The organism is Qipengyuania sp., from assembly GCF_042095715.1.
Lineage (GTDB): Bacteria > Pseudomonadota > Alphaproteobacteria > Sphingomonadales > Sphingomonadaceae > Qipengyuania.
Genome location: NZ_JBELMO010000035.1, coordinates 16,881 through 30,374, shown reverse-complemented (window position 1 = coordinate 30,374; position 13,494 = coordinate 16,881). Strand labels below are relative to the sequence as shown.

Here is a 13,494-nt window from a genome sequence, read left to right as displayed (position 1 = left end):
GGACATGCGCGTACCCATCGCCAGTTGCCTTGCCTGGCCGCAGCGCATGGATACGCCGTGCGATCCGCTGGATCTGGCCGCGATCGGCAGCCTGACTTTCTTCGCACCGGACGAGGTGCGTTTTCCGGCAACCCGCCTTGCCCGCGAAGCGGCGCAGCAGGGCGGGGCTGCGCCCGCCGTGCTCAATGCGGCGAACGAAACCGCGGTCGCGGCCTTCCTTGCCGGTAAGATTGGGTTCACCCAGATTGCGGTAAGTGTGGAGCGGGTCCTCAATACAGGCAATCAGCCGCCCGCGCCGCGTTCGCTGGACGATGTGCTGGCGGTGGATGCCGCATCCCGCGCGCGGGCCCGCGAGACATTGGAGCTGGCCTGACCTTGGACGCATCGATTCCCTTCTGGATGTATATCATCGGTTTCCCGCTGCTGCTGGGGCCACTGGTTACATTGCACGAACTTGGCCACTATCTGGTCGGCCGCTGGTTCGGCGTGCATGCGGAGGCTTTCTCCGTCGGTTTCGGGAAGGAAATCGCCGGTTTTACCGATCGGCGCGGCACGCGCTGGAAGCTCTCCGTCCTGCCTCTGGGCGGCTATGTGCAGTTCAAGGGCGACATGAACCCGGCCAGCGTGCCCGATGCCGATGCGGTGGCGCATGCCAGCGCGGAGGAGTGTGTGGGGAGCTTTCACCATGCCCCACTGTGGCGCCGTGCGCTGATCGTGTTTGCGGGGCCCGCGACGAACATCCTGGTGACGCTGGCGATTTTCGCCGGTTTCTTCATGTTCGTCGGGAAGCCCGTTCCGCAGGCGCCGGAAAGCCAGCTTACCGTCGCTGGGTTCAGCGAGGGCTCGCCCGCCGAGGCGGCGGGGCTGGAAGTGGGCGATCGGATCACCGCCATCGATGGCGAGGTGATGGACGATTTCCGCGATCTGCAGGAAGCGGTGATGCTTTATCCGGGCAAGCGTCTGGATGTGAGCTTCGAGCGTGACGGGGCGGAACGCACCATCCCGATCACTGCCGCCAGCGTCGAGCAGGAGGATCGCTTCGGCAATGCTTCGCGCATCGGTCTGCTTGGTGTCCGCCCCGCCGGCGTCTCCTTCGCCTATGAGCGGATGGGGCCGATCTCCAGCATCGTCACGGCGGGGGAATACAGCGTCGGCATCGTGCGCATGATGGTGACGGGCATCGGCCAGATCCTGACCGGCGAACGCTCGGTCAAGGAACTGGGCGGGCCGGTCAAGATCGCGAAATACTCCGGCGAACAGCTCAGCCTGGGTCCGCTGGCGTTCATCAATTTTGTCGCGCTGATCTCGCTTAACTTGGCATTCATCAACCTGTTGCCAATTCCCGGTCTCGACGGTGGGCATCTGGCTTTCTACGCGGCCGAAGCGGTCCGCCGGAAGCCGGTCGGCCCGCGCGGATTGGAAGTGGCGTATCGCACCGGCATGGCCATCGTGCTCATGATGATGCTGTTCGTCACGGTGAACGACCTGGCGAGTTTGCCCCTCTTCGGCAAATAACCCGGGGTAAAGGGCTGAAGGGACGGGAACAGGCTCAGCGCACGGGTTGATTGCGCGGCAACCTTCGGGCAATGGGCGGCCTTTGCCGACCCGGCCTGCCGGATGGCGCTTAATGCAGCCGGGCATCGAGCCGCTTTTCCAGGTCCGATGAAGTGAGGGACAGGACTTCCTTGTCAAATGGTAATCTAATGACCGTTCGCGCACGATCGCGTGTTTCCGCGACGGGATATGCCGCGCTGCTTCTGGCCGGATCCGCTCTTGCGGGGCTGCCGTCGGCCGCTTTCGCGCAGGACCAGGCGGCGCAGCTCGCTGCCCCTGCGGCGACGCAGCAGCAGGACGTCGTCAGGACGATCGCGGTTTCCGGGGCGCAGCGCCTCGAACCGCAGACGATCCTCAGCTACATCAAGCTTCGCACCGGCGATGTGTGGACACAGGCGGTGGGCGACGAGGTTCTGAAGGATCTCTACGCGACGGAACTGTTCTCCAACGCGAGCGTCGCCTTCGATGACGGGCAGGTCACGATCACCATCGTGGAAAATCCGGTGATCAACCGCATCCTGCTGGAAGGCAACAAGCGGATCAAGAACGACAAGATCCTGCCCGAAATCAAGCTGGCGCCGCGGCAGATCTTCACCCGCTCCAAGGTACGCGCCGACGTTGCGCGCATCATCGAACTTTACAAGCGCCAGGGCCGCTTCGCCGCGACGGTAGAGCCCAAGATGGTTCAGCTGGCGCAAAACCGCGTGGACGTGGTGTTCGAGATCAACGAGGGGCCCAAGTCCAAGGTCCGCCAGATCAACATCATCGGCAACGAGGCGTTTTCGGACGGCGAGTTGCGCGGCGAGATGATCACCAAGCAGGCGCGGCTGACCACCTTCCTGAGTTCCAACACCAGCTACGATCCCGATCGCTTGGCCTTCGATCAGCAGAAGCTGCGCCAGTTCTATCTGACGGAAGGGTATGCCGATTTCCGCGTCGTGTCGGCGGTCGCGGAGCTGACACCTGACAAGCGCGACTTCATCATAACCTATGTGGTGGAGGAAGGGGAGCGCTATAAGTTCGGCGACGTGAAGGTCGACAGCCAGCTTCGCGACTTCGACAGCGAGCGCATGACCGGCAATCTGTCGATGAAGACCGGCGAATGGTACAACCAGCAGCGGGTCGAGGACACGGTCGAGCAGCTCAACGATCTTGCCGGCACCTTCGGATATGCCTTCGCCGACGTGAACCCGCGCATCTCCCGCAATGCGGAAGATCGCACGATGAATGTCACCTTCGAAATCCAGGAGGCGCCGCGCGTCTATGTGGAGCGGGTGGATGTCAACGGGAACACGCTGACTCAGGACAAGGTCGTGCGGCGCGAATTCCGCCTGGTGGAAGGCGATGCCTTCAACACGCTCGCGGTGAAGCGCTCGACCGCTCGCATCAACTCGCTGGGCTATTTCCAGGAAGGCTTCGAAGTCACGCAGGTCGACGGCAGCGCGCCCGACCGAATCATTCTGGAAGCCAATGTGGAGGAGAAGGCCACCGGCGAACTCCAGCTTTCCGCCGGTTTCTCCTCGCTCGAAAGCTTCATTCTCCAGGGTTCGATCAGGCAGCGCAACTTCCGCGGTCGCGGGCAGACGGTCGGCCTCAGCCTGAACTATTCGTCCTATTCGAAATCGGCGCAGGTGAGCTTCACCGAACCTTACCTGTTCGACAAGAACATTTCCGCCGGCGTCGATATCTATCGCCGCGACTACAACAACTTCAACTTCGCCAGCGGGGATCGTAACACCACGTTCCAGCAGACGACCACCGGCGCATCCCTTCGGCTGGGCGTTCCGCTCACCGAATATGCCTCCCTCATCGGCAGCTACACCTTCAACATCGACGATGTGACGCTGGACGAATCGACCTATTTCTCCGACCGTCAGAATCCGCCGTTGCTCGAATGCGATCCGCTGCTGGCGGGCCGCTATCTTTGCGACGCGCTTGGCAATCGGACCAGCTCGATCCTCGGTCTTACGCTCGCGATGGACACCACGGACAGCCGCATCCGGCCCACGCGCGGGCGGTCTATGTCGGTGACCGGTGAATTCGCGGGCCTTGGCGGGGACGTCAAGTTCCTGCGTATCCGCGGCCGTGCCGCTCAGTTCTGGAATATCGGCAGCGGATTCATCTTTTCGCTCAAGGCAGAGGGTGGCGCCATCCGCAGCTTCGAGGACCGCAGTCTTCCCGGTCAGGATGATGTCCGTCTGACCGACCGTTTCCAACTTGGCGAACCGCAGTTCCCTGGGTTCGATATTCGAGGCATCGGTCCGCGCGTGCTGCGGTATTTCTATGATGGTGAGGGCAAACTCATCACCGATCGCGAACGCAGCGGCGATGATGCGATCGGCGGCAATGCCTATTACTTGGGCAAGGCCGAAGTCGAGATTCCCCTCGGTGAGGGTGTTCGTCAGTTCGGGATCAGGCCCTCGATCTTCGCGGCGGTTGGCGCCTTGTGGAACGTGACCGACCCGATCACACAGTCGAGTCCCTATCCTGGCGGCATCGACTTCCCGTTCCGCGATAGCGATGGCAATGCGCTCTATACCCAGGTAACCACCGCCGCCCTGAACGATCAGGGGCAGTGTATACCATCCGCGACAACGGTCGTGACGAATCCGATCAACCCGAACCCCCCAGCCTGTGGCGGGGCGAGCAACACGCCGCTGACCCGCAATATCGGCCCGTTCCAGGAAGTTTTCCTGGGTGATTCGCCGTCTCCACGCGTCTCTGTGGGGATCGGCGTCGACTGGAATTCTCCCTTCGGCCCGCTTCGCATCAATGTGGCGAAGGCGATCAAGGTCGTGGAGGGCGACGATCCGAAACTTTTCACTTTCAACGTAGGAACCCAGTTCTGATGACCAAGATTTTCAAACTCGCCGCCATCGCACTCGCCAGCACAGCCATGGGCGTGGGCGCTCCCGCCGCCGCGCAGGTCGCCGGCATCGCCACCGCCAGCCCGGAGCTGGCCATCGCCCGCGCAGCCGCCCGTAACACGGGTTACCAGCAGATCGGCACCACCTATCAGGCTCAGATCACGCAGATCGGCACCGTCCGTCAGGAAGTCGCCACGCTTCAGAAGAGCCTGGATACGAACAATGACAACCAGCTTTCCGACGCGGAAATCAATGCGAAGCCCAATGTGGTCCAGCAGATCCAGCAGAAGGAGCAGCAGCTTCAGCAGATCAGCCAGCCGATCACGATTGCGCAGACCTATGTGCTGGACCAGCTCGTGCGCGAGTATGATGCGGCGCTTCAGCAGGTTGTCTCAGCCAAGAAGATCCAGATGATGCTTTCGCCCGACGCGATCCAGTGGGCCCCGCCGGCCGTGGACGTGACGAGCGACATCGTAGCGGCGCTCGATGCGCGCAAGCCCACCGTGACCACCGCGGTTCCTGCTGGATGGCAGCCTTCGCAGCAGGTTCTGCAACTCCAGCAAGGGATCCAGCGCATTCTGATCGCCGCCGCGCAACAGCAGCAGGCGCAGGCCCAGCAGGTCAACCAGGCGCAGCCGACCGGCCGCTGATCTGGTGAGCGATATCGGCCAGACGTTCGATGTGGTGGAGGTGCTGAAGCGCCTCCCCCATCGGTATCCCCTGCTGCTCGTCGACCGCGTGATCGAGATCGTCCCCGACGAGCGGATCAGGGCGGTGAAGGCCGTCACCTTCAACGAGCAGTTCTTTCAGGGTCACTTTCCGGGTTCGCCGATCATGCCCGGCGTTCTGCAGATCGAGGCCTTGGCGCAAGCTGCCGGCGTGCTGGCGATCGAGACGCTGGGACTGAAGGATTCGGGACAACTCGTCTATTTCATGGCGATCGAGAACGCCAAGTTCCGCAGCCCCGTAACGCCGGGCTGCCTGCTGGAGCTTGAGGCGAGCTTCGTCCAGAAGCGGTCGAAAGTCTGCAAGTTCGCCGGCAAGGCGAGCGTGGAAGGCAAGACCACCTGCGAGGTCTCCTTCACCGCCATGATCGCGGACGCCCCGAAATAAGGTTGCAATTTTGGGTCGTCGCGGCTAGGGGCCGCGCCTTCCCGTCAGACAGCTGGATCGGTCGGAACCGCTCCGAGCTATGGAGATATGCCATGAAGGCCGAAACGCATCCCGATTACCACACCATCACCGTCAAGATGACCGATGGTACCGAATTCCAGACCCGCAGCACCTGGGGCAGCGAGGGCGACGTGCTCGCTCTGGATATCGATCCCACCAGCCACCCGGCGTGGACCGGTGGCAAGCAGCAGATTCAGGAAGGTGGCCGCGTTGCCGCTTTCAACAAGCGCTTTGGCGGATTGTCGCTCAAGAAGAAGTGAGCGCCGCTTCCGGCACGATATCGAAAGGGCGGCCCCGGCGGGCCGCCCTTCTTCGTTTGGGGGTTCGCGCCGCCCCCGGGAGCGCGGGTCGGCAGGCCGCCCGGCACCCCCAGAAAAACCATTTTCCTACATGGCACCGGCTGTATATGTGGCTTGATTCGTTCCTGCTTTGTTCGAGGAGATTACGGATCATGCCAAACCAGACTTTCGACGCCGCAACCAAAGCCCGCGCCAACGGCTGGACCCCGGAGCGACGTGACCGGTTCCTGGCTTCGCTGGCGAGCGGTCTATCCATTACCGCGGCCTGCGCCAGCGTCGGCCTGTCGCGGGAAGCGGCTTACAAGGCTCGCCGCCGTGACCTCGATTTCGCGCAGCGCTGGGCAGATGCACAGACATCTGCCAGCCACGCCGCTGGGCAGGCGTTCCTTGATAGCCTGCCCGAAACACTCCGCACCAGGTTGGCGCAGAACGTGATTTCGTCGTGAGCGTGTCGGCGAGGGCATTATTCGCAGGACCGGGTCAACTGCGTCAACGCGATGTCAACCTGGCCCGGTTTCCGGCGGTGGCCTGAGCTAAGTCCGGGAGCCCGTTACCACCCGCCGGGATTTTCGCGGTACCATTTGGTGATGACGTATTTCATTCCCTTGCGCACCTTCATGCCGTGATGCAGCGTGTTGGGGTTGGGGCTCCCGTCGGACCAGCGATTGTTCCAGCATACGAGCTTGCCCGCTTCGGGGTGGATGGACTTGCCGATGGTCTTGAACCGGGTCGCTCCGCCGCTTTCGACGTCGTTGAGATAGACCATGAAGGTCCAGGTGCGTTGCCCTGCGACCGAGCAGTATTTGTCCCAATCCTCGCCTTGGGGGTTGAAGTAATCGCAGTGCGGCTTGAATTCCTGCCCCGGGGCATAGCGCTGGCCCTGCACCGGCTCTCCGTAGTCAGGATCGATCCCGTTAAGTTCGAACAGGAGGTGTTCGAGCGCCTTGGTCTCGGGAAGATCCGGATCGAGATCGCAGGTCTCGCTCGTCCGGAAATAGGTATCGCCGTTGAAATCGGCGAGCGTGGATGGCCGCCGATCCGCCTCGATGCGCGCGATAAGATCGGCGGCGAGGGCGGGCGGCACGAACTGGCGAAGCTGGAAGAGTTCCATCTTGTCGCTGGGCAATCGCTGCATGCCCGGCCTCGCCAGCAGAATGTCTGCGGAGGATTCGCCTGCTCGATCCATGGGCTGGGTTTAAGGGCGCGAACCGTCCTCCCGCAAGCCCGGGATAGATCATTGCGCGATCCTACCGCGATATGGTTTTTCGCTTCCCAAATGACGGGGATTGTGCAACAGGCAGCGCCCGCTGCGCACCGCGCTTGACGGGGCGTGCGCGGAGTCTATCAGCCCCGTTTCACGCGTGGGTCAGGCCCCCGCGCGGGGGCATGTGGCGATCGTAGCTCAGTTGGTTAGAGCGCCGGTTTGTGGTACCGGAGGTCGCGGGTTCAAACCCCGTCGATCGCCCCAGTCTCCCCCTTTTGAACGATTGCCGCATCATGCGGCCAAGCGAACGGGATTAGACGCGCATGACGGCATTCTGGACCGAGCCGGATTACGATTCCCACGAGCTGGTGCAGCTCGTCCGTGACGAGGCTTCCGGCCTTACGGCAATCATTGCGCTGCATTCCACGCATCTGGGCCCGGGCGCGGGCGGCACCCGTTTCTGGCATTATGCCGAGCCTGGCAACGCCATGCGCGATGCGCTGCGCCTGTCGCGGGGCATGAGCTACAAGAACGCCATGGCCGGACTGCCGATGGGTGGCGGCAAAGCGGTGATCTTGGCGGATAGCGCCAAGAACAAAACGCCGGCGATGCTGGCGGCCTTCGGCGATGCTGTGGAAGCGCTGGGCGGCCAGTATGTTACCGCCGAGGATGTCGGCATTTCCGAAGAGGACATGGTCGCGATCGCTAAGCGGACCGATTACGTCTCCGGCCTGCCGGTGGAAGGCGACGATGCCGCGGGCGGCGATCCCGGCCCCTTTACCGCCATGGGTATCTATCACGGCATCAAGGCTGCGGTTCAGCACAAGCTGGGCAAGGACAGCGTGGAGGGCGTGCATGTCGCGATCCAGGGGACCGGCAGCGTGGGTGGCGGCGTCGCCCGACTGCTGGCGAAGGACGGGGCCAAGCTGACCCTGGCCGACGTGAACGAGGATCGGGCCCGTGCGCTGGCCGCCGAACTTGGCGCCGATACGGTTGCGGCCTGCGCGATCATGGGCGTTTCCTGCGATGTCTTCAGCCCCAATGCCCTCGGCGCGATCCTGGACGAGGAAGGTATCGCCCGCCTGGATTGCAAGATCGTGGCTGGCGGCGCGAACAACCAGCTTGCCCGCGACCGGCATGGCCCGATGCTCGCCGAGCGCGGCATCCTCTATGCGCCCGATTACGTGATCAACGCCGGCGGCATCATCTCGGTGACGATGGAATATCTGTGCCGCCACAAGGGCGCGCCCTGCGATCTCAATGAGGTTCGCAAGCGCATCGCACTGATACCGGGTAGGCTGGAGGAAATCTGGCGCGAAAGCGATGCCAGCGGGTTATCGCCGGATCAGGTGGCCGACCGAATGGCGCAAAAGCTTATCGGACGCTGACGCCAGCCCTTGCAGGCTGCGGACGCTGCTGCCAGAACCGCCGCGGACGGATTTCCCGATGCATGGTTTTGCCAATCCCAAGCGGTTTCTCGCGCTGGCTCGCTGGCTCACGCCGCTGTGCCTGCTGGCGGGTTTCGCGCTGACGGCCGTTGCCCTGCTGTGGGGCCAGTCGGTACCCCCCGATCGGCTGATGGGCGAAACCGTCAAGATACTGTTCCTGCACGTTCCCTTTGCTTGGCTGGGGATGGGGGGGTGGAGCGGCATTGCGCTGGCCAGCCTGGTCTATCTCGTCTGGCGTCACCCGCTGGCGGCGCTGGCGGCGCGCGGCATCGCCGTTCCAGGCGCAGTATTCACAGTCCTGTGCCTCGTCACCGGGTCCATCTGGGGGCGGCCGACGTGGGGAACCTGGTGGGTCTGGGACGGTCGCCTGACCAGCATGCTGGTGCTGGCGTTTCTTTACCTCGCCTACATAGCCTTGGGGCAGGCGGCTGCGCGCGAGGGCATATCGCAAAGAATTCCCGCGCTGTTCGGCTTGCTCGGCGCGGTCAATATTCCGATCATCAACCGCAGCGTCGTCTGGTGGAATTCGCTGCATCAGCCGCCCAGCATCACCATGGGCAAAAGCGCGATCGACGCTACCTATCTGGCACCGCTGATGGTTTCGACGGTAGGGTTTTCGCTGCTGTTCGGCGGGATCGTGCTTGCCCGCATGCGCGCGCTTCTCGCGGAGACACAGGCCGAGGCGCGGCTGCGGCGCAAGGCCCTGGACCTGGAGCCGGCCTGATGCGGGAGGCACTGGACCAGTCCGCCTTCGTGCTCGCCGCCTATGCGATCGGCCTGGGCGGCACGCTTGCGACTGCGCTGTGGAGCTGGCTGGCGATGAAGGCCGCCGAGAAGAAGCGTGAGCGGGCTCGTGATCAGGGGCGCAGGCGGTGAAGGCGAAGCATCAACGCCTGACGCTGATCGGCCTGGCTCTGCTCGCACTGATCGCGGCGGGATTGCTCGCGGCCTGGGCCTTGCGCAATCAGGCGAGCTATTTCTATCTGCCCGAGCAGATGGCATCCGACCCGCCCGCGGTCGGACAGGCCGTGCGGCTTGGTGGGATGGTGCAGACCGGTTCGCTCCAGACACTGGCGGACGGGGTTACGATCAAATTCCTCGTCACGGGCAAGGGTGACAGCGCCGTGCCCGTGCGCTTCTCTGGCATCGTCCCGGACCTCTTCGAGGAGGGATCGGGAGTTGTCGCAGAAGGTAGCATCGGGCCTGACGGCACCTTCGTCGCCTCCAACCTGCTTGCCAAGCACGATGAGAATTACATTCCGCGCGAATTGGAAGGCATGAGCGAAATGCAGGCGGCCAAGGTCGCCGAAGAGACGACGGTCGGGCTGCAATGATCGCCGAACTCGGTCTTTGCGCCTTGTGGCTGGCGGCTGCTTTGGCGGCGCTTCAACTCGGCGCGGGCGCGCTGGCGGTCAAGGCGGGCGACGATGCCGAGATTGCGGCGCTGACCCGGCCGGCCGCCGTAATGCAGGGGGCAATCGCCACCTTCGCGTTCCTGATGCTGATCTGGGTCTTCGCGATCACGGATCTTTCGGTGAAGCTCGTCGCGTCCAACTCCCACACCATGAAGCCGCTGATCTTCAAGATCGCGGGCGCCTGGGGCAATCACGAAGGTTCCATGCTGCTGTGGGTCACCGTCATGTCGGCGGCAGGTGCGCTCATCGCGCTGATCGAGCGGCGCCTGCCGGAGCGAACCATGCAGGCGACGCTGGCGGCGCAAGGGTTCGTGGCGCTCGGTTTCTATGCTTTCCTGATCCTGAGCTCCAATCCATTCGAACGGCTTCCGGCGCCTGCCATCGAAGGGGCAGGGCTCAATCCGCTGCTTCAGGACCTCGGGCTCGCCTTTCATCCTCCGACCCTGTATTTCGGCTACGTTGGGCTGTCGGTCGCATTCAGCTTCGCGGTCGGCGCCATGGTGACGCGCCAGGTCACCCCTGATTTCGCGCGTGCGATGCGCCCCTGGGTGCTGGGGGCATGGATATTCCTGACGCTGGGGATCACCGCGGGCAGCTACTGGGCCTATTACGAATTGGGCTGGGGCGGCTGGTGGTTCTGGGACCCGGTAGAAAACGCATCCCTGATGCCCTGGCTGGCTGCCACGGCCCTGCTGCATTCCGCCAGCGTCCTGGCCGCGCGCGACGCGCTGCGGGCTTGGACGATCATGTTGGGGGTGGTGGCGTTCTCCATGAGCATGGTGGGCACATTCCTGGTCCGTTCGGGCATCTTGACCAGCGTGCACGCCTTCGCGGTCGATCCGGAAAGGGGCACATTCATCCTCGGCCTGCTGACCATCTATATCGGCGGCGCGCTCCTCTTGTTCGCCCTGCGCGCAGGCACGATCAGCGAAGGCGAGCGCTTCAGCGTCACCAGCCGCGAGGGCGCGCTGGTCTTCAACAATGTGATGCTGAGTGCGGTTCTCGCCATCGTGCTCATGGGCACGCTCTATCCCCTGCTGACCGAAGCCTTCGACGTGCGTGTTTCGGTGGGGCCGCCCTATTTCAATCCGGTGGGTGCCATTTTCGTGATCCCGATGCTGATCGTGATGGCGGTGGGGCCGCTGTTGCGGTGGCGGCAGGATTCGATCGGACGGATCAGCCGCGAAGTGGCCATCGTGGGCGCCGTGGTGCTTGGCATCCTCGTCCTGCTCGTGGTGCTTGCTGGCGTAGCTCTCCTTCCGCTGCTGGGCCTCGCCCTTGCGGGTGGCTTGGCGGTTGCGAGCTCCCTGCCGCTACGCGGGCGACCGCTGCGCCGTGTGCCGCTCGCGACATGGGGAATGGTCGTCGCGCATTTCGGAATTGCCGTGGCCCTGTTCGGCATGGCCAGCGAGAGTAGCTTCAACAAGGAGCGTCTGGCGGCCGTCGTGCCGGGCCAGAGCGCGCAGGTCGGCCCGTGGACGGTCACGCTCGACGATGTCGCGCCGGTGGCAGGACCGAACTGGACCGCGATAGAGGGCACGCTGACCGCATCCTATGCGGGGGGCCAGCCGGTCGTTCTCAAGCCGCAGGCTCGCAATTTCTGGTCGCCGCCGCAGCAGACCAACGAAAGCGCGCTGGAGACTCGCTGGAACGGGCAGCTCTATGCGGTCATCGGTGAACAATCGCCCGATGGGCGGTGGCAGCTGAGATTGTGGTGGAAGCCCTTCGTCACTCTGATCTGGTATGGCGGCGCTCTGGTGGCATTCGGGGGGCTGCTCTCCCTGATCGGGCGCGTCATGACCGATGTGAAGCGGCGTAGCGTGATCCGTCGCGGTGCGGAACGTCGCGCCGCCACTCGCGCCCTGCAGCCGGAGCCCGCGGAATGAACAGCTGGCGTCTCTGGGTTCCGCTGCTGGTCTTCGCAGGGTTTCTGGGACTGGCCGGCTACATGCTGACCAAGCCGAAGGACGAATTCGTCGAAAGCCGGATGATCGGCAGGGACCTGCCCTATTTCGAGCTTCGCCCCGCGACATCGGACCGGCCCGGCCTTGCGAGTGCCGGATTCGCCGATGGCCAGCCACGCTTGCTCAACATCTTTGCGAGCTGGTGCCTGCCCTGTGCGGCTGAAGCGCCGCAACTGGCCCGCCTGGCGGATAGCGGTGTCCAGATCGCAGGCGTGGCCATCCGCGACCGGCCGGAGGACGTGGCCCGCTTCCTGGACCAATATGGCAACCCCTATGTCGCGATCGGTGCCGACGATCTGTCGGAGGTACAACTTGCGATTGGATCCTCCGGCGTGCCGGAAACCTTTGTCATCGATGGCGCGGGGCGGATCGTCTACCAGCACATCGGGGATATCCGGGCGGATGACGTGCCCAGGATCATCGAAGAGCTCGAGAAGGCCGGGGCATGAGGCTGATTTTGCTACTGATACTCGCGTCTGGCGCGTGGCCCGCATCGGCACAGGATAGCATGCCGCCGGCACCCTATGCCTACCGTCAGCTCGACGATCCGGCGCAGGAGGCGAAGGCGCAGGATCTGATGGAGACGCTGCGCTGTCTCAAATGCCAGAGCCAGTCGATCGCGGACAGCGACGCGCCCATGGCCGGCGACATGCGCAGCCAGGTCCGTATCCGGATCGCCGCGGGCGAGGAGCCCGAGGAAATACGCGGCTGGCTCATGGAGCGCTATGGCGATTACGTGAGCTACAAGCCCGAAGTCAGCAGCACGACCTGGCCGCTGTTCGCCGGTCCGCTGATCCTGGCGCTGATCGCGGGCGCGCTGCTGTGGCGCAGGCTGGGGCGGAAACGATGATCTGGCTGCCATTTCTCATCCTCACCGGGCTGGTGTTCGCGGCTGCCGCGCTGCTGCTGAAACTGCCCCGAAGCGGATACACCCTATTCGCCGCCGCACTGGTCTTCGGCCTTGCCGGATATGCCGCGCAGGGCGTTCCCGGGATGCCCGCCGCGCCGGGACAGAATGCGCGCGAGAATGGCGCGGACGGCGAACTGGTCGTGGAAGGGCGGCGCGAGTTCTTCGATCCCGATACACTCCCCTCACGCTCAATGATCACCTCCGACGCATTCGCGCGGCGGGGCGATTTCGAGAATGCCGTGGGCTTCGCCCGTGCGGCGGCACAGGAAAATCCGGGCGATATCGAGGCGTGGACCGGGCTGGGCAACGCGCTGGTCGAACATGCGGGCGGTCAGCTGACGCCCGCCGCCATCTATGCCTATTCCCAGGCAGAGTCGCGCGCCCCCAACCAGCCCGCGGCCCCCTATTTCATCGGATTGGCGCTGCTGCGTTCGGGTCAACCGGAGCGCACACGCGAAATCTGGTCCGAACTTCTGGCTGCCGCGCCCGAGGATGCCCCGTGGCGACCGGCTCTGGCGGAGCGGCTGGCGCGACTCGAAAGTCTCATGACGCAAGGGATGCCCGCGCGGTGACCCGCTATGGGACGCTGTCGCAACAGCGTTGCGGGTGCCCTGCGTTGCTGCTAGGCGCCCGCGCTGCCGCGGCCGATGGCGGCCCAAG

General features: G+C 64.0%; 15 protein-coding genes, 1 tRNA gene and 1 pseudogene. 16 read left to right on the top strand and 1 reads right to left on the bottom strand.

What is annotated here, in order from left to right; genetic code table 11:
* The 7 genes and pseudogenes from ACFDTG_RS09730 to ACFDTG_RS09700 all read left to right on the top strand — a co-directional run.
* Window positions 1-373 (top strand): annotated as a pseudogene (locus ACFDTG_RS09730) (1-deoxy-D-xylulose-5-phosphate reductoisomerase); the annotation flags it as partial.
* Window positions 374-399: 26 nt separating this feature from the next.
* Window positions 400-1,515: an RIP metalloprotease RseP gene (rseP, locus tag ACFDTG_RS09725; protein ID WP_375290837.1), complete on the top strand. Its 1,116-nt coding sequence runs from the start codon at window positions 400-402 to the stop codon at window positions 1,513-1,515.
* Between the two features lie 188 nt (window positions 1,516-1,703).
* Window positions 1,704-4,403: an outer membrane protein assembly factor BamA gene (bamA, locus tag ACFDTG_RS09720; RefSeq protein WP_375290836.1), complete on the top strand. Its 2,700-nt coding sequence runs from the start codon at window positions 1,704-1,706 to the stop codon at window positions 4,401-4,403.
* Complete coding sequence (locus ACFDTG_RS09715; RefSeq protein ID WP_375290835.1) at window positions 4,403-5,071, top strand: OmpH family outer membrane protein; 669 nt, start codon at window positions 4,403-4,405, stop codon at window positions 5,069-5,071. Before bamA ends, ACFDTG_RS09715 begins: the two co-directional genes overlap by 1 nt.
* Before the next feature lie 4 nt (window positions 5,072-5,075).
* Window positions 5,076-5,534, top strand: coding sequence for a 3-hydroxyacyl-ACP dehydratase FabZ (gene fabZ / locus ACFDTG_RS09710; RefSeq protein WP_375290834.1), 459 nt, complete (start codon window positions 5,076-5,078; stop codon window positions 5,532-5,534).
* 92 nt (window positions 5,535-5,626) lie between these two features.
* A complete protein-coding gene (rpmE, locus tag ACFDTG_RS09705) occupies window positions 5,627-5,854 on the top strand; it encodes a 50S ribosomal protein L31 (protein ID WP_375290833.1) in 228 nt (75 codons plus the stop codon).
* A gap of 191 nt (window positions 5,855-6,045) precedes the next feature.
* Window positions 6,046-6,339 (top strand): hypothetical protein, encoded by a 294-nt coding sequence (locus ACFDTG_RS09700; protein ID WP_375290832.1) that lies wholly within the window; start codon window positions 6,046-6,048, stop codon window positions 6,337-6,339.
* A gap of 104 nt (window positions 6,340-6,443) precedes the next feature.
* Here the strand turns inward: ACFDTG_RS09700 and ACFDTG_RS09695 are convergent, their stop codons facing one another.
* Complete coding sequence (locus ACFDTG_RS09695; protein ID WP_375290831.1) at window positions 6,444-7,079, bottom strand: prolyl hydroxylase family protein; 636 nt, start codon at window positions 7,077-7,079, stop codon at window positions 6,444-6,446.
* Between the two features lie 205 nt (window positions 7,080-7,284).
* Between ACFDTG_RS09695 and ACFDTG_RS09690 the strand changes: the two genes are divergently transcribed.
* The 9 genes from ACFDTG_RS09690 to ACFDTG_RS09650 all read left to right on the top strand — a co-directional run bounded on the left by ACFDTG_RS09690 (window position 7,285) and on the right by ACFDTG_RS09650 (window position 13,406).
* A tRNA-His gene (locus tag ACFDTG_RS09690) sits at window positions 7,285-7,361 on the top strand.
* A gap of 59 nt (window positions 7,362-7,420) precedes the next feature.
* On the top strand, window positions 7,421-8,485 hold the full coding sequence (locus ACFDTG_RS09685) for a Leu/Phe/Val dehydrogenase (RefSeq protein WP_375290830.1): 1,065 nt from the start codon (window positions 7,421-7,423) through the stop codon (window positions 8,483-8,485).
* A 58-nt stretch (window positions 8,486-8,543) separates the two neighbouring features.
* The gene (gene ccmC, locus ACFDTG_RS09680; protein ID WP_375290829.1) at window positions 8,544-9,269 is read left to right on the top strand and encodes a heme ABC transporter permease CcmC; all 726 of its coding nucleotides are present in this window, start codon (window positions 8,544-8,546) and stop codon (window positions 9,267-9,269) included.
* Window positions 9,269-9,421, top strand: a complete 153-nt coding sequence (locus tag ACFDTG_RS09675) for a hypothetical protein (protein ID WP_375290828.1) — start codon at window positions 9,269-9,271, stop codon at window positions 9,419-9,421. The genes ccmC and ACFDTG_RS09675 overlap by 1 nt, the downstream gene beginning before the upstream one ends.
* Entirely contained in the window at window positions 9,418-9,879 is a 462-nt protein-coding gene (ccmE, locus tag ACFDTG_RS09670) for a cytochrome c maturation protein CcmE (protein WP_375290827.1), read from the top strand. Before ACFDTG_RS09675 ends, ccmE begins: the two co-directional genes overlap by 4 nt.
* Window positions 9,876-11,846 (top strand): heme lyase CcmF/NrfE family subunit, encoded by a 1,971-nt coding sequence (locus ACFDTG_RS09665; RefSeq protein ID WP_375290826.1) that lies wholly within the window; start codon window positions 9,876-9,878, stop codon window positions 11,844-11,846. Before ccmE ends, ACFDTG_RS09665 begins: the two co-directional genes overlap by 4 nt.
* Entirely contained in the window at window positions 11,843-12,373 is a 531-nt protein-coding gene (locus ACFDTG_RS09660) for a redoxin family protein (protein ID WP_375290825.1), read from the top strand. Before ACFDTG_RS09665 ends, ACFDTG_RS09660 begins: the two co-directional genes overlap by 4 nt.
* The gene (locus ACFDTG_RS09655; RefSeq protein WP_375290824.1) at window positions 12,370-12,774 is read left to right on the top strand and encodes a cytochrome c-type biogenesis protein CcmH; all 405 of its coding nucleotides are present in this window, start codon (window positions 12,370-12,372) and stop codon (window positions 12,772-12,774) included. The genes ACFDTG_RS09660 and ACFDTG_RS09655 overlap by 4 nt, the downstream gene beginning before the upstream one ends.
* Window positions 12,771-13,406, top strand: a complete 636-nt coding sequence (locus tag ACFDTG_RS09650) for a tetratricopeptide repeat protein (protein ID WP_375290823.1) — start codon at window positions 12,771-12,773, stop codon at window positions 13,404-13,406. The genes ACFDTG_RS09655 and ACFDTG_RS09650 overlap by 4 nt, the downstream gene beginning before the upstream one ends.
* The last annotated feature ends 88 nt before the right edge of the window (window positions 13,407-13,494 follow it).

Excerpts from the sequence above, each read along its gene's own strand:
- rseP (WP_375290837.1), top strand. The coding sequence starts at position 400 with ATGTATATCATCGGTTTCCCGCTGCTGCTGGGGCCACTGGTTACATTG.
- bamA (WP_375290836.1), top strand. The coding sequence starts at position 1,704 with ATGACCGTTCGCGCACGATCGCGTGTTTCCGCGACGGGATATGCCGCG.
- ACFDTG_RS09715 (WP_375290835.1), top strand. The coding sequence starts at position 4,403 with ATGACCAAGATTTTCAAACTCGCCGCCATCGCACTCGCCAGCACAGCC.
- rpmE (WP_375290833.1), top strand. The coding sequence starts at position 5,627 with ATGAAGGCCGAAACGCATCCCGATTACCACACCATCACCGTCAAGATG.
- ACFDTG_RS09700 (WP_375290832.1), top strand. The coding sequence starts at position 6,046 with ATGCCAAACCAGACTTTCGACGCCGCAACCAAAGCCCGCGCCAACGGC.
- ACFDTG_RS09695 (WP_375290831.1), bottom strand. The coding sequence starts at position 7,079 with ATGGATCGAGCAGGCGAATCCTCCGCAGACATTCTGCTGGCGAGGCCG.
- ACFDTG_RS09685 (WP_375290830.1), top strand. The coding sequence starts at position 7,421 with ATGACGGCATTCTGGACCGAGCCGGATTACGATTCCCACGAGCTGGTG.
- ccmC (WP_375290829.1), top strand. The coding sequence starts at position 8,544 with ATGCATGGTTTTGCCAATCCCAAGCGGTTTCTCGCGCTGGCTCGCTGG.
- ACFDTG_RS09675 (WP_375290828.1), top strand. The coding sequence starts at position 9,269 with ATGCGGGAGGCACTGGACCAGTCCGCCTTCGTGCTCGCCGCCTATGCG.
- ACFDTG_RS09665 (WP_375290826.1), top strand. The coding sequence starts at position 9,876 with ATGATCGCCGAACTCGGTCTTTGCGCCTTGTGGCTGGCGGCTGCTTTG.
- ACFDTG_RS09660 (WP_375290825.1), top strand. The coding sequence starts at position 11,843 with ATGAACAGCTGGCGTCTCTGGGTTCCGCTGCTGGTCTTCGCAGGGTTT.
- ACFDTG_RS09655 (WP_375290824.1), top strand. The coding sequence starts at position 12,370 with ATGAGGCTGATTTTGCTACTGATACTCGCGTCTGGCGCGTGGCCCGCA.
- ACFDTG_RS09650 (WP_375290823.1), top strand. The coding sequence starts at position 12,771 with ATGATCTGGCTGCCATTTCTCATCCTCACCGGGCTGGTGTTCGCGGCT.